A 16,022-nucleotide genomic window follows, 5' to 3' on the forward strand; every position below is an offset into this window, starting at 1 on the left:
AAGGGACAGTAAGCCAATATATATGCCAGATCAGGAATGTATTCCATATCCGGCATATATCCCAGCGAGATTGCGACGCATTCAGGTGCGGCAAGCAAGGAGACGGTATGGGCGCCACACATCTGCCCGCTACCGAGTTCGACGGAACCGGGGTAGACGACCAGCTCGAGGCGGAAGCCGAGGCCGCACTGGGCGAACCTCCCACCCGGATGGTCCAGCTCCTGGGCCATGACGGCACCTTGGGCGAGGACCCGGTCTTCTCCGCCTACGCAAACCGACTCGACGCTGAAAAGCTGCGCGGGTTCTACGCGGACATGGCAGCCATCCGGCGGTTCGACCAGGAGGCAACCGCGCTCCAGCGCCAGGGCCAGCTGGCACTGTGGGTGCCGCTGACCGGCCAGGAGGCCGCCCAGATCGGGTCGGGACGGGCCAGCCAGCCGCAGGATTACATCTTCCCCACGTACCGTGAACACGGGGTCGCCCTGACCCGCAACGTTGACCTGGCCGAGCTGCTGCGCCAGTTCCGCGGGGTGTCCAATGGCGGCTGGAACCCCAAGGACACCAACTTCCACCTTTACACGCTGGTCCTCGCGGCACAGACTCCGCATGCGGTTGGCTACGCCATGGGCATCCAGCGGGACCAGAAGCTTGCGGCCGCCAACGCCACCCCGGGCCAGCCGCAGGAACCGAAGGCCGCCGTCATGGTCTACTTCGGCGACGGCGCCAGCTCCGAAGGTGACGTGCACGAGTCCATGGTCTTCGCCTCTTCGTACAACGCGCCGGTGGTCTTTTTCTGCCAGAACAACCATTGGGCCATCTCGGTACCCAGCACCGTGCAAACCCGTGTCCCCCTGGCCGACCGCGCCAAAGGCTACGGTTTCCCCGGCATCCGGGTGGACGGCAATGACGTTATCGCAGTGCATGCCGTCACGGAGTGGGCTTTGGAGCGAGCCCGTGAAGGAAAGAGCCCGGTGCTGATCGAGGCCTTCACGTACCGGGTCGGCGCCCACACCACGGCGGACGATCCCACCAAATACCGCGGCTCCGATGAAGAGGCGCAATGGCGGGCGAAGGACCCCCTCGAACGGCTGGAGAAGTACCTCCGCGCCGAGGGCATGGCTGATGACGCCTTCTTCGCCAAGGTCAAGGCCGACGGCGACGAGCTCGCCGCCTACGTCCGCAAGACGACCCATGACCTCGAAACCCCGGATATCCGGACGGCATTCGCGAACACCTACGCCGAGGCCCACCCGCTGGTAGCCGAAGAGCTGGCCTGGTTTGAGGAGTACAGCGCGGGCTTCGCTGACGAAGCAAGTACAGACGAGGCAGATACAGACGGGGCAGCCAACCGATGACCACCATGACCATCGCCAAGGCCATCAACGAGGGCCTCCGCGCGACGCTGAACAACAACCCGCGCACGCTGCTCATGGGCGAGGACATCGGCCCGCTCGGCGGCGTCTACCGCGTGACTGACGGGCTGATCGGTGAATTCGGCGCCGACCGCGTCGTGGACACCCCGCTGGCCGAGTCCGGAATCATCGGAACCGCGATTGGACTTGCCCTCAGCGGCTACCTGCCGGTCTGCGAGATCCAGTTCGACGGCTTCGTTTTTCCGGGCTTCAACCAGATCACCACCCAGCTGGCCAAGATGCACGCCCGCAGCAACGGAAACCTCACCGTGCCGGTGGTCATCCGCATCCCGTACGGCGGCGGCATCGGCTCGATTGAACACCACTCGGAGTCCCCGGAAGCGCTGTTCGCCCACACGGCCGGCCTGCGCATCATCACCCCTTCCAACCCGCATGACGCCTACTGGATGATCCAGCAGGCCGTCGACTGCCAGGATCCGGTGATTGTCTTTGAGCCGAAGCGGCGCTACTGGCTCAAGGGTGACGTAGACACTGAGTCGCCCGGCGCGTCGGCGGATCCGTTCACGGCCCACGTGCTGCGTGAAGGCACCGACGCCACCGTGGTCGCTTACGGTCCGCTGGTTCCGGTGGCACTCGCTGCGGCCGGTGCCGCTGCCGAGGACGGCCACAGCGTGGAGGTGATCGACCTGCGGTCCATCTCGCCCATCGACTTCGACACCGTCACCGAGTCCGTCAAGAAGACGGGCCGTCTGGTTGTGGCCCATGAGGCACCAACGTTCGGTGGCATCGGTGGCGAAATCGCGGCCCGCGTGAGCGAGCGTGCGTTCCTGTCCCTGGAAGCGCCGGTGATCCGTGTGGGCGGCTTCCACATGCCCTACCCCGTGGCCAAGGTGGAAGAGGACTACCTGCCGGACATCGACCGCATCCTCGAGGCGCTGGACCGCGCCCTTGCCTACTGACAACCGCGTACTGACGACTGCCTGCTGACGACGCCTTCCAAACCGAGGACCCCATGACCGTAAACAAGTTCAACCTCCCCGATGTGGGCGAAGGGCTGACCGAGGCCGAGATCGTTTCGTGGAACGTCAAGCCCGGTGACAGCGTCGCGATCAATGACATCCTGTGCGAAATCGAAACGGCCAAGTCCCTCGTGGAACTGCCTTCCCCGTTTGCGGGGACGGTCACCGAACTGCTCGTTCCCGTGGGGGTTACGGTCGACGTCGGCACTCCGATCATCAGCGTGAGCGATGCCGTGTCCGGCGACCCCACGCCTGCGGACGCGCCGGTTCCAGTGGCCCCCGCCGCTGCGGCTGCACAGCCGCCCGCAGCTCCCACCGCGGACGCTCCGATGTACGGGAAACTCTCCGGGGACCAGGACGAGCAAGAGAATGGCACGTCAGGCGAGCAGGCTGCACCCGCCTCCGGCAAGGCCGTAGGCCCCCTGGTGGGCTCGGGTCCCAAGGCCGACGCCGTCAAGCGCCGCCCGCGCAAGGCGTCGCCGTCCGCGGCGGTGCGGCCGGCGCCGGCCGCAGCCGCCCCGGCGCTGGTTGAGCCCGCCCCCCTGGCCGAGCCTGTCGAGACCCAGGGCATCTGGATCAACGCCGGCGCATCTTCCGCCTCCGGGACCCCCGACGCCGCGGCGGTTCCCGAAGGAAGCTCCGGGCGCCCCACCCTCGGCGGCACCATCAGCGGCCTGGTCAACCGGGTCCTGGCCAAGCCTCCGGTGCGCAAGATCGCCCGCGACCTCGGGATCGACCTCGCAGACGTCGTCGCCACCGGTGCTCGTGGCGAAGTCACCCGGGAAGACCTGGTGAGCTACCAGGCCCAGCGCGACGCCGAGGTGGACAAGGCGGACACCTTCTGGGGAAAGTCGGGCCGGCCCCAGGACCAGCGAATCGAGCGGATTCCCGTCAAGGGCGTCCGCAAGGCCACGGCCAAGGCCATGGTGGAGTCCGCGTTCGCCGCCCCGCATGTGAGCATCTTCGTGGACGTCGACGCGAGCCGCACCATGGAGTTCGTCAAGCGGCTCAAGGTGTCGCGTGACTTCGAAGGCATTAAGGTCTCCCCGCTGCTGATCCTGGCCAAGGCCGTGATCTGGGCCGCCGCCCGCAACCCCAGCGTCAACGCCACGTGGGTGGACAACCCTGACGGCAGCGACACGGCCGAGATCCACGTCAAGCACTTCATGAACCTGGGCATCGCAGCGGCAACCCCGCGAGGCCTGATGGTGCCGAATATCAAGAACGCCCAGGACCTCTCGCTCAAGGAGCTGGCCCTGGCGCTCAACGACCTGGCCACAACTGCCCGCGCCGGCAAGACCCAGCCCGCGCAGATGCAGGGCGGCACCCTGACGGTCACCAACATCGGCGCCTTGGGCATCGACACCGGCACCCCGATCATCAATCCCGGCGAGGTGGCCATCGTGGCGTTCGGTACCATCAAGCAGAAGCCGTGGGTCCTGGACGGGGAAGTCATTCCGCGGTGGATCACCACCCTGGGCGGTTCATTCGACCACCGTGTGGTGGACGGGGACCTCTCGGCGCGCTTCATGGCCGACGTCGCGGCAATCCTTGAGGAGCCCGCCCTCCTGCTGGATTAGGGCGAACCGGACTGGATGAGGCCGCACCGGACCGGGACCGCCAACAACAAAGGAACCCCGCCGCTGGAATGCAGCGGCGGGGTTCCTTTGTGCCGGGCGGCCTAGTAGGCGGGGTAGTTCGCGAGCATCTGGGCCAGGGCCGGATCGGACGTCATTCCGCTCAGGGCGACCGCCGCTGCGATCATCGCGCCGGAGAAGCCGGTGACGCAGGCAGTAACCACCGCAAAGAACTTCCAGTCATCGCGCATGACGCTTCGGATGGTCTCCGGAAGATTCAGGCCGGGCGCGATCAGGTTGGGGGCGGTGTCCGTGGAACCGTCGTCGAGGAACGCGATCACCCGGTCATTGGCGCGGTCCACACGCATGGTGCTGATGTGGTTCCCGTGGCGGGCAAGAAGGATGTCGTGGCCTACCAGCTGGCGGCGCTGAAGCGTAAGAATGATGTTCCCCTGAAGTCGTCGGTACTCGGATGTCCGCACCATCGAGCACCTTCCAATTTTATCGTCGCTAACCGCGTGATTCCGCCGAAAAACGGGTGAGGCTGCCCACCAGGGACAGTGACGTCGGTCAAGCCGGGGACGCTGCGTCCTTGACACGCCGAACTAGAGTTGCACCAGCTGCCGCCGTCAATGGCCGCCAGCTGCTGAAGCGGATCAAAGGAGATGTTGCGTGTTCTCGAGCCCCTTTTCGGATGTTGTTATCCCGGACCAAAGCGTCTATGAGTACCTCTTCGGGGGCCTCACGGAAGCGGACCTGGACCGGACCGCCGTCGTGGACGGCAGCAGCGGTGCGGAAACCACGTACCGCCAGCTGCTGGAACAGATTGACGCCGTGGCGGGCGCAGTCTCCGCGCAGGGGCTGGGCCCGCACGGGGTTGCCGCGATCCTCTGCCCCAACGTCCCGGCGTTCGCTGCCGTCTTCCACGGACTGCTCCGTGCCGGCGCCACCATCACCACCATCAACTCGCTCTATACCGCCGATGAAATCACTCATCAGCTGCAGGATGCCGCTGCAACGTGGCTGTTCACGGTGTCCGCCCTGCTTCCGGGTGCCGAGCAGGCCGCCGAGCGCGCCGGGATCCCGGCGGACCGGCTCGTGGTGCTCGACGGCGCCCCGGGCCACCCTTCGCTGAAGGACCTGCTCACCGCCGGAGTGCCGGCCCCTGCCGTTTCCTTCGACCCGGCCACCCATGTGGCCGTGCTGCCGTACTCCTCCGGTACCACCGGGCGGCCCAAAGGCGTGAAGCTCAGCCACCGAAACCTCGTGGCCAACGTGGAACAGTCCCGCGGGCTTCTGAAGGTGAAGCCTCAGGACCGGCTTCTTGCCCTGCTGCCGTTCTTTCACATCTACGGCCTCACCGTCCTGTTGAACCTCGCGCTGCGGGAGCGGGCCTGCCTGGTCACCATGCCCCGGTTCGACCTCGCCGAGTTCCTGCGCACCATCCAGGACCACAAATGCACCTACCTGTTCATCGCCCCGCCCGTGGCAGTGGCGTTGTCCAAACACCCGCTCGTTGCCGAGTACGATCTCAGCTCCGTCCACACCACGCTGTCAGGTGCCGCGCCGCTCGACGGGGAACTCGGCGCGACGCTCGGCGAACGCCTCCGTTGCCGTGTGCTGCAGGGGTACGGGATGACAGAGATGAGTCCGGTGTCGCACCTGATCCCGGTGGATGCCCCGGACGTTCCGGTGAGCTCGGTGGGGTTCACGGTGCCCAACATGGAATGCCGGCTGGTGGACCCCGCCACCGGCGAGGACATCGACATCCCGGCGGAGGGAACCAGCGCCCCGGGCCACCTGCTGTGCCGGGGACCGAATGTCATGCTGGGATATCTCAACCGCCCCGAGGAAACGGCGGACACCCTGGACGCGGACGGCTTCCTGCACACGGGCGACATTGCGACGGTCCGGGCCGACGGCGTGGTCACCATTGTGGACAGGCTGAAGGAACTCATCAAATACAAGGGCTACCAGATCGCCCCGGCCGAACTTGAGGCGCTGCTGCTGTCGCACCCAGGCATCGCGGATGCCGCTGTTATCGGAACGCCCGACGCCGACGGCCAGGAAGTCCCCATGGCTTTCGTCGTGCGTCAGGCGGGCGGACAAGGGGAAACACTCGACGAAGACGGCGTCATGGACTTCGTGGCAGCCAGGGTGGCGCCCTTCAAGAAGATCCGCCGGGTGGAGTTCATCGACGCCGTGCCCAAGTCCGCCTCCGGGAAGATCCTGCGCAGGATGCTCAAGACGGCCCGGTCAGCCTGAGGAGTGCTAGCCGGCCACGTCCGTTTTGGCGATGTAGACGTCGCACGGTGCGTTGTGCGCCACGCTGTTGGCGACGCTGCCCAGAACCCGGCCGAGCCCGCGCATCCGGCGGTTGCCCACCACGATCATGCGGGCCTCGAAGCGCTCGGCTTCCTTGATCAGGGCTTCCGCCGGCTTGCCCCGGGCGGCGGAATAGGTGACCTTGAGGCCTTCCGTGCTCAGCCGTCCCGCAACGTCCTTGGCCACTTTCTCGGCCTCACCGGCATCAGAGACGATGAACCGGTCGCTGCCGCTGCCGTAAACCTCGGTGCGGTCGCTGTCGAACGCCGTCACCACGTGAAGGGTGGCCCCCAGGGACGCGGCAAGCCCCTGTGCTGTCTCCGCGGCCCGCATGGCAGTCTCACTGCCGTCAACGCCGACAACAATAATTCCGGTCATAGTCCTGCTCCTAAGGGATCGGTCAGTCTAATGAAAAATGCCCAGCTGCGTGCCGTACTGATTCAGGCTACAGCGCCGCGATGGCGTCCCGCAGGACCGGCGCGAGCCGCCGCACGCCCTCGGCGATGGTCTCGGGAGGAACGGCACTAAAGGCGAGCCGCAGCTTGTTGGACGGTTCGTCCGAATGCGTGAAGGCCGCTCCGGGGATGAACACTACGCCGGCGTCGATGGCCTTGCGCAGTAGCGGGTACGTGTCCACGCCCGCGGGCAGCGTTACCCAGACGAAGAAGCCGCCCTCGGGCCGGGTCCAGCTGAGCCCCTCCGGCATGTACTCTTCCAGGGCGGCGAGCATGGCCTGGCAGCGCTCGGCGTAGAGCCCGCGATAGGTTTCGATCTGCCCTTTCCAGTCGTAGTCACGCAGGTAGGCCGAGACCAGCATCTGGTTCAGCGTCGAAGGGCAGAGGGTCACGGCCTCGGACGCCAGGTAATAGCGGCGCTGGAGGTGTGCCGGCACGAGCGCCCAGCCAATCCGCAGCCCCGGGGCGAAGATCTTGGAGAACGAGCCCATGTAAATTACGTCGTCGGGATTGGCCGCCCGCAGCGGAGCAAGGGGCTTGCCATCGAAGCGGAGCAGTCCGTAGGGGTTGTCCTCCAGGACCAGGATATTCGCCTTGCGGCATATATCGACGATTTCCTGCCTCCGCTCCACAGCCAGGGTGATGCCCGAGGGGTTGTTGAAGTTGGGGATGGTGTAGAGGAACTTGACGTTCTTCCCGGCGGTCTGCAGGGCGGCGATCCGGGCCTCCAGGAGGTCCGGCACCAGGCCGTGTTCGTCCATCGGAACGGTGGCTACCTCCACCTGGTAGGCCTCGAAGGTGTTCAGGGCGCCCACGTAGGTGGGGTCCTCCACCAGCACCACGTCTCCGGGGTCGCAGAACACTTTCGTGGCCACGTCCTGGGCCGACTGGGAACCGGCAGTGATCACCACGTTCCGAGGATCCGCGTCGAGGATTCCCTCTGCCGCCATCACCTCGCAGATCTGCGTGCGGAGCTCTTCGGTTCCCTGACCGTTGCCGTACTGGAGGGCAGTCAGGCCCTGTTCGGCGATGATCTTCGCTGCCGTCTGGCCGAGCCGTTCCAGCGGCAGGGACTGCAGGTATGGGCTGCCGCCGGCGAGTGACACCAGGCCCGGGCGGAGGGAGATGTCAAAGACATCGCGGACCGCGGACTGCTTGATATTGGCTGCGCGCTCCGAGAAAAGTTCATCGTGGCGGTGGGCGGACGTTGCCGCGCGTTCGATTGCGTCAATGGCTTCGGCCGGCAGGACTTCGGCGGCGGTATCAAGTGTTTCGTGGGTCACATTCACAGGATACAGCCATATGTTGTCAAGTAGGCAACGTTTGTTGATAAGGATTCCGGATCAGTTTCCGGCGCGGTCACGGAATGCTTTACCTTGGGCCGCGCAAGGCATGGAATGGACCCATGACATCGCACAGTCACCCGGGATCCCCTGCCGCCGTCTTCCACGCACTCCACGACGGCGCGACGCCGCTGGTGCTGGTGAATGTCTGGGACGTGGCGTCTGCCCGGTTGGTGGAGGAGGCTGGAGCGGCGGCGCTGGCCACCTCCAGCTCGGCCCTGTCATGGAGCCTCGGCTTTCCGGACGGGAACCATCTTCCGCGCGAACTGGCCATTGCGGCCCTTCGCCGCATCGCTACCTCCACGGCGCTGCCGGTTACCGCGGACATCGAATCCGGGTATGCACAAACAGGGGGCACGTTCGACGACGGAGAGCTGCGGGAAACCATCCTCAGTGTCCTGGCGGCCGGGGCGGTCGGTATCAACTTCGAGGACTCCGGCGATGAGCCGCTGACTGACGTGGGAGAACAAGCGCGCCGCATCGCCGTCGTCCGCCGTGCGGCGGAGGAAGCGGGCGTAGACCTGTTCATCAACGCCCGTACCGACACCTACCTGTCCGGCCGGTTTGCGGACACTGCCTATACGGAGACCATTCGCCGTGCGGACGCGTACCTGGCCGCCGGCGCCAACGGAATATTCGTGCCCGGAGTGCAGGACCTGCACGTGCTCCATGACCTGTCCCGACGGATTGCCGGGCCCCTGAATGCGCTCGCCGGCCTGGGTGCGCCCTCCGTGGGGGAACTGCACGACGCCGGCGTCCGCCGGATCAGCATCGGCGGCAACACCGCGAAGGCTGCGTACGCCACCGTATCCAGGGTGGCCGAAGACGTGCTCGGAGACGGCAACTGGTCCGAACTGGCCGGTGCCCGCAGCCACGAGGCCATGGACGAACTATTTCGGCGGAACTAACTGCCCGGTCCCGTCCGGCACGGCCCGGGATGCCGCGGCCTCCGGCTCACCGGAGGTTCAGGACGTCCGCCAGCCGTTGCCCGTCCACGTAGATCTCCGCCCGCGCCGCGCCGACGGCAGACACGGCCGTGTGCGTGAGCTGGGCTTCCAGGCGGGGGAGGTCGCAGGTGCCGCCGGGCCGGATGGTTCCGGTCAGGTTTACCACCACCGTGGTGCCGTCGAAGTAGGCGGAAACGTAATCCAGGGTGGAATTGTGCAGCGAGTTATACAACCCCTCCGGGGAGTCGCCGCTCCCCAGCAGGACACCGAGGGCCGCCCGGAGCGGTTCCTCCGCTGCGGCGGTGCTGTGGAAGACGGCCACCAGGCTGTCGTTGCAGCCGAACCGCACGCCGGTGCTGCCGCCGTCGTCCAGTGCCACGAAGTACACCGGCGTCCCGCCGGCGAGCCCTCTTCGCGGCACCGCCTGGCCTGCCGCGCCGGATTCCTTCGGAGCTGCCAGGCTGCCGGAACCGGAGGTGCCCGGGCCGCCTTGCGCGGGAGCGGCGGGCCCCGTGCCGCCGGTGGTGGATACGGCGGTGGCACCGTCAATGGCCGCGGCGCCGTTGGTGCCTGCCTGGGGGTTGATGCTGCCGCCCGTCATGGGTGTAGCCGCCGGGATTGACGCTGCGATGTCCGGTCCGGAGGCGGCGGCTGCCGGGAGTGTGGCATCCGGGCCGGCGGCGGCCGGAGATGGCGCCGGAAGCGGTTGTGGTTCCGGCCTGCTGCCTGGCCGGACCGCCGTATTATCCGGCGCCGCCACAGGCAGCGAGCACGAGCCGAGCCACAGTGGAAGCAGAAACGCGGCTGCTGCCGCAGAAGCCCGGATCCCAGGCGTGAACATCATGAACGCACCGCACTTCCAGCTCTCGCACGTCCCCGTCTCCACGTTACGGCGGTGCAACTGTGTACGGAATATGTGCGAAGTGACGGTTTTGCGTCAGCTCCATCACGGAATGGTGACGCAAAACGCCCCCGGCGGCAGCCGAGGGCGTCTGGTGCGCTGAATGCTGTGGGTCAGGCAGCTTTGGCGGCTGTTCCGGCGTTGGCCAGGGCGTCGAAGACACCCTTGATCTGCTCTACAACTTCGGCGTCGTCCTTGGGGTGGACTTCGGCGAAGCGGACCATCGAGCCGGGGACTGCCAGCTTGGCATCTTCAAGGACGCGGGCGCCGGCGATGCCGACGGCTTTGCGGGCCTCATCCTGTGCCCAGACTCCGCCGTACTGGCCGAAGGCGGTGCCCACGACGGCGGTGGGCTTGCCGTTGAGGGCGCCGGCGCCGAACGGGCGGGACAGCCAGTCGATGGCGTTCTTGAGCGAAGCGGGCACGGTTCCGTTGTGCTCCGGCGTGACCAGCAGCAGGACGTCTGCGTCGTTGGCGGCGGCGCGCAGGGCGGCGGCTGCAGCCGGAACCTGGCCCTCGACGTCGATGTCCTCGTTGTAGAACGGGATGTTGCCCAGGCTTTCGTGGATGACAACCTCAACCTGCTCGGGCGCGTTCAGCTGGATGGCCTCGGCGAGCTTCTGGTTGGTGGATTCGGCGCGCAGGCTGCCGACCAGCGTAAGTACGGTGCTCTTGGACATGTGAACTCCTAGTTTCCGGCCGCGGGCGGGGTCCGCAGGCTTATTGATCGTGGAGGCTGGTGAGTGCCTTCACTCAAGCTAAACGGACTACGGTCCGGATATTATTCCCCGGGCTAGAATAAAATCTGTGAGCCTCATCCCAATCCGCTCCGGATCGCCCCGGGGCGGGGAAGCGGAACGCAGTGACGCCGCCCGCAACCGGGAACTGCTGCTCAGGGCTGCCCGGGAACTCATTGAAGAGTGCGGGGCGGACGGACTCACCATGGACCGGCTGGCCGAGCGCGCCGGCGTGGGCAAAGGTACTGTCTTCCGGCGGTTTGGCTCCCGGGCGGGCCTCATGATGACGCTGCTCAGCGACTCGGAGGCCGAGTTCCAGGGCCGGTTCATGTTCGGGCCCCCGCCCCTCGGCCCGGGCGCCCCGCCCCTCGACCGGCTTGCGGCGTTCGGTGCTGCGCGGATTGCCTATGTCATGGAGTACGGGGAGCTGGCCCGCGCCGCAGACTCGTCCGCGTACAACCGCTTCGACGTGCCGGCCGCTGTGCTCTGGCACCGGCACATCGAAATGCTCCTGCGGGCGGCCGGAGTGACCGCGGATCCCTGGCTCATGGCAATGTCACTCAGCTCCACCCTGGATCCGGAGCGGCTGCTGTATGCCGTGCGGGTGCACCAGGTGGCCCCGGAGCGCCTCGCCGAGTCCTGGCGCGAACTCGTCACCCGCGTGGTGAGCTGTCCCGGCGGCCCCGTCCCGCGGACAGGCAAGACGTCGGACGAAAGTTGACCCGACGCCCGGGATTGCACGGGGCTAATCAATCATCCGGATTTATTCATAACGATCTGATACAGGACGCCCGTGTTTCCGCTTCAGCGCACCATGGAGGCCTCCGCATATGTGGTAGTTTCCTCTGGAATGTGACCCGCAACATAGTCCACAAGGACAAAGCCCCAGGGCTCGCGGACGGCCAGACACCCGCTGGCCATGATCCCGGATCGGCGGCGGAACCCCTGCCGGTTGGGGGATGACGGAAGGATCGACTGCTGTGAATGCTGATATGACACCCGCCCGGAACGACGCCTCCGAAGCGCCGCCGTCATTGCGCGGCGCGGAACTGGCTCCGGCGATCCTGAGCTAGGCAGACGTGTTCCGTTACCTCGCCAAAAGGGCAGCCACCTACCTGCTCATGATCTTCCTGACCACCACGGCGGGGTACTTCCTCGCTGTCAGCACGCTTCAGCCCGCACTGCTGGAACAGGAACGCATTCCGCGGCCGACCCCCGAGCAGGTGACAAACTCCTTCCGCCTTAAGGGCCTTGACCCGACGCTGAGCCCGTGGGAGCGCTATGTTGACTGGCTGACGGCAGTGGTCACGCGCTGGGACTGGGGCCGAAGCCCCAACGGCGCTTTCATCAATGCCGAGTTCGGTGACCGCGTGTGGATTTCCACCCGGCTGTTCCTGGCGTCCATCGTCCTCACCCTGATCATCGGCGTGGCTCTGGGCGTGTACACCGCCGCCCGGCAGTACAAGTTTTCCGACCGCGCAATCACCTCGTACAGCTACCTTGTGTACATCGTGCCCGCGCCGATCGCCTACTTCCTGGTCCAGTTGGGTGCCATCAACATCAACGAAACGGTCGGCGAGCGGATTCTGTTCGTCACCGGCATCTCCACCCCGGGGCTGGAGGGCAACGGCTGGGTCCAGTTTGTGGACATGCTGGCCCACTACGCCGTGCCCACGTTTGCCATCACCATCGTGGGCTGGGGGACCTACCAGATCGCCCAGCGCCAGTACCTGCTGGACAACGTCAACGCCGACTTTGTCCGGACGGCCCGGGCCAAGGGCCTCACCCGCAACCAGGCCATCACCCGCCACGCCCTTCGGGTCTCGTTCATCCCGGTGGCGCAAAGCATTGCGTTCACCATTCCGGCCATCTTCGCCGGCGGATTTTTTGCCGAGAAGATCTTCGCCTGGCACGGCGTCGGCTCCTGGAGCATCGACGCGATCGCCCTGCAAGACGTGAACGCGGCCACGGCAACCTTGGCCTACGGCTCGGTGATTTTCGCGATCGGAGCCATCCTCGCGGACTTCGCCACCACCCTTGTCGACCCGAGAGTGCGGGTGCAGTAGCCATGACCAACCTGAACGCGATAGACCCCGCCGCCGTCGCCGAGGAAGCAAGGATCGAGAACGACGACGTCGTAATCGCCAAATCCGCGATCATCCTGCGGCGTTTCCTCCGCAACAAGACCGCCGTGGCCGGCTTGCTGATCTTCCTCGCCCTGACGCTGTTTTCCTTCGTGGGCGGCTATTTCACCCCGTGGGACAAGGAAACCATCGACCCCTTCAACATTGGCATGCCGCCGTCTGCCGATCACCTGCTGGGCACGTCCCAGGCCGGCATCGACCTTTACGCCCTCACGGTGGAAGGCACCCGGATCTCCATTTTCATCGGCCTGGTGGTCGGACTGGTGTCGGTACTGATCGCTGCTGTGTACGGCTGCACCATGGCCTACTTTGGCGGCAAGGTGGACAAGGTCATGCTGTTCATCCTCGAAGCGCTGATCATGATGCCGGCCCTGCTGGTGGTGGCCGTGGCCACCAGCGGCGGCGGCAACGGCCTGCAGGAAAACCTTCCCAGCTGGCTGTTGCTGATCATCGTCCTGCTCGTCTTCAGCTGGATGGGTACCGCGCGCCTCATCCGTTCCCTCTCGATGTCGCTGATGCAGCGCGACTTCGTCAAGGCCGCCCAGTACATGGGCATCCCCGCCCGCCGGATCGTCTGGCGGCACCTGGTGCCCAACATCGGATCCCTGCTGGTCCTGGACATCACCCGCGGCGTGACCGGAGCCATCCTGGCTGAGGTCGCCTTCTCCTTCATCGGCATCGGCATCAAGGTCCCCGATGTCAGCCTGGGCGTGCTGATAGGCCAAGCCACGTCGCAGGTGTCCACCTTTCCCTGGATGTTCTGGGTTCCGCTGGTGGTGATGTTCCTGCTGACGGGTTCGCTGGCCATGATGAATGACGGGCTGCGCGATGCGTTCGATCCCAGCTCAAGCTCCGTGGGCAGCGCCAAAAAGGACAGCGCCAAAAAGGGCAGGGCCCGGACGGGCAATACACCCAAGACCACAGCGAAGAAGATCAAATGAGCAGCGAAACCACCGCCAGCAGGGAAACGACTGCGGAACGACTGCACGTCGCAGGGCTGCACGCGCCGGGTGATGGCCCCGCGGATGCTGTCCTGTCCGTCCGGGACCTCAACGTCCGGTTCAACTCGGAGAACGGCGTTGTCCACGCGGTCCGCGGCGTGGACTTCGACCTCCTTCCGGGCAAGACCCTGGGCATCGTGGGGGAGTCCGGTTCAGGTAAATCCGTGACCTCCCTGGCCATCATGGGCCTGCTCCCCGCGACGGCCGAGGTCACCGGCTCGGTGCGGTTGAACGGCAAGGAACTGCTGGGCCTCAGTGACAAGGCCATGTGCGGGTACCGCGGTAACGACATCGCCATGGTCTTCCAGGACCCGCTCTCTTCCCTGACGCCCGTGTACACGGTGGGCCACCAGATCATCGAGGCGCTGACGGTCCACCACCCCAAGATGAGCAAACAGGCCAAGGAGGCCCGCGCCGTCGAACTCCTTCGCATGGTGGGCATTCCCAGCCCGAAGGACCGCCTGAAGGCGTTTCCGCACGAATTTTCCGGCGGCATGCGCCAGCGCGTGATGATCGCCATCGCGATTGCCAACAACCCGCGGGTGCTCATCGCGGATGAGCCGACGACGGCGCTGGACGTCACCATCCAGGCGCAGGTCCTGGAGGTGCTCCACACCGCGCAGGAAGAGACCGGAGCCGCCGTCGTGATGATCACGCACGACCTCGGCGTGGTGGCCGGCATGGCGGACGACATTATGGTGATGTACGCGGGAAAGCCGGTGGAGACCGGCAGCGTGGACGACATCTACTACAGCCCACGGATGCCCTACACCATGGGCCTGCTGGGCGCAGTGCCCCGCGTGGACGTCGCGGAAAAGTCCTCGCTGGTGCCCATCGAGGGCATTCCGCCCAACCTGATCCACACCCCCACCGGGTGTTCCTTCGCGCCCCGGTGCCCCCTGGCGAGTGACGCCTGCCTGCAGGGCGAACCGGAACTGTGGCCGGTCAGCGGACCGCGGGCAGCGGGGAACGGCCCCGCCGGCAGCGGCGCCCACAAGGCGGCCTGCATTAAGACGGACTCCCTTGGCGCGGAAGTGGATGTCCACGAGATTTTCCAGGCCCCGGCCGTTCCGGTCTCCCGCTTCGATGCCGTTCCGCGGCAGGAGCGCAGGACAGTCCTGGAACTGCGGGATGTCCGGAAGCACTTCCCGCTGCTGAAGGGCTCGCTCATCAAACGTCGGATCGGCACGGTGAAGGCCGTGGACGGGCTGAGCTTCGATATCCGCGAAGGCGAGTGCTTCTCAATCGTGGGCGAGTCCGGCTGCGGTAAAACCACCACCCTGCTGGAAATCATGGAGTTCCACAAGGACCAGGACGGCGAGGTGACCATCGGCGGGCTGAGCAACAAGGCGGCGTCCGATGCCCGGACCAAGGCTGCCATGCGCAAGGAACTCCAGATGGTGTTCCAGGATCCCACCGGTGCACTCGATCCGCGCTTCACGGTCTTTGAAGTCCTGTCCGAGCCGCTCGAGAACGCCGGCCTGGCCAAGCCCGCGATCCGGAAACGCATCATGGAACTGATGGAGCTGGTTGGCCTCCAGCCGGATCACGTCAACCGCTTCCCCAACCAGTTCTCCGGCGGCCAGCGGCAGCGCATCGGCATTGCCCGTGCGCTCGCGGTCAATCCCAAGCTGGTGGTCCTCGACGAACCCGTGTCAGCGCTGGACGTGTCCGTGCAGGCGGGCGTCATCAACCTGCTGGACAAGCTACGCGCAGAACTCGGCCTGAGCTACCTCATGGTGGCGCACGACCTCTCCGTGGTGCGCCACATCTCCAACCGCGTGGCCGTGATGTACCTGGGCAAGATCGTGGAAATCGGAAACGTGGACAGCGTCTTCGACAACCCGCGCCACCCCTACACCCGGGCACTCCTGTCCGCGATCCCCGTGCCGGACCCGCAGCTGGAACGGACCCGCGAACGCATCATCCTGCAGGGGGACCTCCCCTCGCCGCTGGATGCGCCGAAGGGCTGCAACTTCGCCACCCGCTGCCCGGTGTTCGCCGCGCTTCCTGCCGTGAAGCAGGAAAAATGCCTCACGCTCGAGCCGCCCCTGGAAACTGTCGCCCCGCCGCGATCGGCCCCGGCGCCGGCCCAAGACGCCGGCCGGCCGGCGACGGACCAGCAGTTCGCCTGCTTCTTCCCGGACGGCGAACTCGACGCGGACATGCTTGTTGTCCACGAAAGCCCATGACTTGCCCG

14 protein-coding genes are annotated in these 16,022 nt (G+C 66.1%); 9 read left to right on the top strand and 5 right to left on the bottom strand.

What is annotated here, in order from left to right; genetic code table 11:
• Positions 1-107: 107 nt before the first annotated feature.
• From pdhA to JOE31_RS02090, 3 genes are read left to right on the top strand one after another with little or no spacing between them, the layout of a single operon-like run.
• Positions 108-1,355 (top strand): pyruvate dehydrogenase (acetyl-transferring) E1 component subunit alpha, encoded by a 1,248-nt coding sequence (gene pdhA, locus JOE31_RS02080; RefSeq protein WP_209741913.1) that lies wholly within the window; start codon positions 108-110, stop codon positions 1,353-1,355.
• Positions 1,352-2,332 (top strand): alpha-ketoacid dehydrogenase subunit beta, encoded by a 981-nt coding sequence (locus JOE31_RS02085; protein ID WP_209741914.1) that lies wholly within the window; start codon positions 1,352-1,354, stop codon positions 2,330-2,332. The genes pdhA and JOE31_RS02085 overlap by 4 nt, the downstream gene beginning before the upstream one ends.
• 53 nt (positions 2,333-2,385) lie before the next feature.
• Positions 2,386-3,972, top strand: coding sequence for a dihydrolipoamide acetyltransferase family protein (locus JOE31_RS02090; RefSeq protein ID WP_209741915.1), 1,587 nt, complete (start codon positions 2,386-2,388; stop codon positions 3,970-3,972).
• Positions 3,973-4,073: 101 nt separating this feature from the next.
• Here the strand turns inward: JOE31_RS02090 and JOE31_RS02095 are convergent, their stop codons facing one another.
• Complete coding sequence (locus JOE31_RS02095; protein ID WP_245198915.1) at positions 4,074-4,454, bottom strand: hypothetical protein; 381 nt, start codon at positions 4,452-4,454, stop codon at positions 4,074-4,076.
• Between the two features lie 187 nt (positions 4,455-4,641).
• Here JOE31_RS02095 and JOE31_RS02100 point away from each other — a divergent pair, with 187 nt between their 5' ends.
• The gene (locus JOE31_RS02100) at positions 4,642-6,234 is read left to right on the top strand and encodes an AMP-binding protein (protein WP_209741916.1); all 1,593 of its coding nucleotides are present in this window, start codon (positions 4,642-4,644) and stop codon (positions 6,232-6,234) included.
• A gap of 6 nt (positions 6,235-6,240) precedes the next feature.
• Here JOE31_RS02100 and JOE31_RS02105 read toward each other — a convergent pair whose 3' ends face one another.
• Both JOE31_RS02105 and JOE31_RS02110 read right to left on the bottom strand, forming a co-directional pair.
• A complete protein-coding gene (locus JOE31_RS02105) occupies positions 6,241-6,672 on the bottom strand; it encodes a universal stress protein (RefSeq protein WP_209741917.1) in 432 nt (143 codons plus the stop codon).
• A 67-nt stretch (positions 6,673-6,739) separates the two neighbouring features.
• Entirely contained in the window at positions 6,740-8,032 is a 1,293-nt protein-coding gene (locus JOE31_RS02110; protein ID WP_209741918.1) for a PLP-dependent aminotransferase family protein, read from the bottom strand.
• Between the two features lie 122 nt (positions 8,033-8,154).
• Between JOE31_RS02110 and JOE31_RS02115 the strand changes: the two genes are divergently transcribed.
• The gene (locus tag JOE31_RS02115) at positions 8,155-9,000 is read left to right on the top strand and encodes an isocitrate lyase/phosphoenolpyruvate mutase family protein (RefSeq protein WP_209741919.1); all 846 of its coding nucleotides are present in this window, start codon (positions 8,155-8,157) and stop codon (positions 8,998-9,000) included.
• A gap of 46 nt (positions 9,001-9,046) precedes the next feature.
• Here the strand turns inward: JOE31_RS02115 and JOE31_RS02120 are convergent, their stop codons facing one another.
• Entirely contained in the window at positions 9,047-9,640 is a 594-nt protein-coding gene (locus tag JOE31_RS02120; protein ID WP_209741920.1) for a GerMN domain-containing protein, read from the bottom strand.
• A gap of 413 nt (positions 9,641-10,053) precedes the next feature.
• Positions 10,054-10,620, bottom strand: a complete 567-nt coding sequence (locus JOE31_RS02125) for an NAD(P)H-dependent oxidoreductase (protein WP_209741921.1) — start codon at positions 10,618-10,620, stop codon at positions 10,054-10,056.
• A gap of 127 nt (positions 10,621-10,747) precedes the next feature.
• Between JOE31_RS02125 and JOE31_RS02130 the strand changes: the two genes are divergently transcribed.
• The 4 genes from JOE31_RS02130 to JOE31_RS02145 all read left to right on the top strand — a co-directional run bounded on the left by JOE31_RS02130 (position 10,748) and on the right by JOE31_RS02145 (position 16,014).
• Complete coding sequence (locus JOE31_RS02130) at positions 10,748-11,398, top strand: TetR/AcrR family transcriptional regulator (protein WP_209741922.1); 651 nt, start codon at positions 10,748-10,750, stop codon at positions 11,396-11,398.
• Positions 11,399-11,756: 358 nt separating this feature from the next.
• Positions 11,757-12,743, top strand: a complete 987-nt coding sequence (locus JOE31_RS02135) for an ABC transporter permease (protein ID WP_209741923.1) — start codon at positions 11,757-11,759, stop codon at positions 12,741-12,743.
• Positions 12,744-12,745: 2 nt separating this feature from the next.
• On the top strand, positions 12,746-13,762 hold the full coding sequence (locus JOE31_RS02140) for an ABC transporter permease (RefSeq protein WP_209741924.1): 1,017 nt from the start codon (positions 12,746-12,748) through the stop codon (positions 13,760-13,762).
• Positions 13,759-16,014 carry an ABC transporter ATP-binding protein gene (locus JOE31_RS02145; RefSeq protein ID WP_209741925.1) on the top strand — a complete coding sequence of 752 codons (2,256 nt, stop codon included), beginning with the start codon at positions 13,759-13,761 and terminating at the stop codon, positions 16,012-16,014. The genes JOE31_RS02140 and JOE31_RS02145 overlap by 4 nt, the downstream gene beginning before the upstream one ends.
• The last annotated feature ends 8 nt before the right edge of the window (positions 16,015-16,022 follow it).

It is taken from the genome of Arthrobacter sp. PvP023 (assembly GCF_017832975.1).
Lineage (GTDB): Bacteria > Actinomycetota > Actinomycetes > Actinomycetales > Micrococcaceae > Arthrobacter.

Excerpts from the sequence above, each read along its gene's own strand:
- JOE31_RS02090 (WP_209741915.1), top strand. The coding sequence starts at position 2,386 with ATGACCGTAAACAAGTTCAACCTCCCCGATGTGGGCGAAGGGCTGACC.
- JOE31_RS02105 (WP_209741917.1), bottom strand. The coding sequence starts at position 6,672 with ATGACCGGAATTATTGTTGTCGGCGTTGACGGCAGTGAGACTGCCATG.
- JOE31_RS02115 (WP_209741919.1), top strand. The coding sequence starts at position 8,155 with ATGACATCGCACAGTCACCCGGGATCCCCTGCCGCCGTCTTCCACGCA.
- JOE31_RS02140 (WP_209741924.1), top strand. The coding sequence starts at position 12,746 with ATGACCAACCTGAACGCGATAGACCCCGCCGCCGTCGCCGAGGAAGCA.
- JOE31_RS02125 (WP_209741921.1), bottom strand. The coding sequence starts at position 10,620 with ATGTCCAAGAGCACCGTACTTACGCTGGTCGGCAGCCTGCGCGCCGAA.
- JOE31_RS02120 (WP_209741920.1), bottom strand. The coding sequence starts at position 9,640 with ATGACGGGCGGCAGCATCAACCCCCAGGCAGGCACCAACGGCGCCGCG.
- JOE31_RS02085 (WP_209741914.1), top strand. The coding sequence starts at position 1,352 with ATGACCACCATGACCATCGCCAAGGCCATCAACGAGGGCCTCCGCGCG.
- JOE31_RS02145 (WP_209741925.1), top strand. The coding sequence starts at position 13,759 with ATGAGCAGCGAAACCACCGCCAGCAGGGAAACGACTGCGGAACGACTG.
- pdhA (WP_209741913.1), top strand. The coding sequence starts at position 108 with ATGGGCGCCACACATCTGCCCGCTACCGAGTTCGACGGAACCGGGGTA.
- JOE31_RS02095 (WP_245198915.1), bottom strand. The coding sequence starts at position 4,454 with ATGGTGCGGACATCCGAGTACCGACGACTTCAGGGGAACATCATTCTT.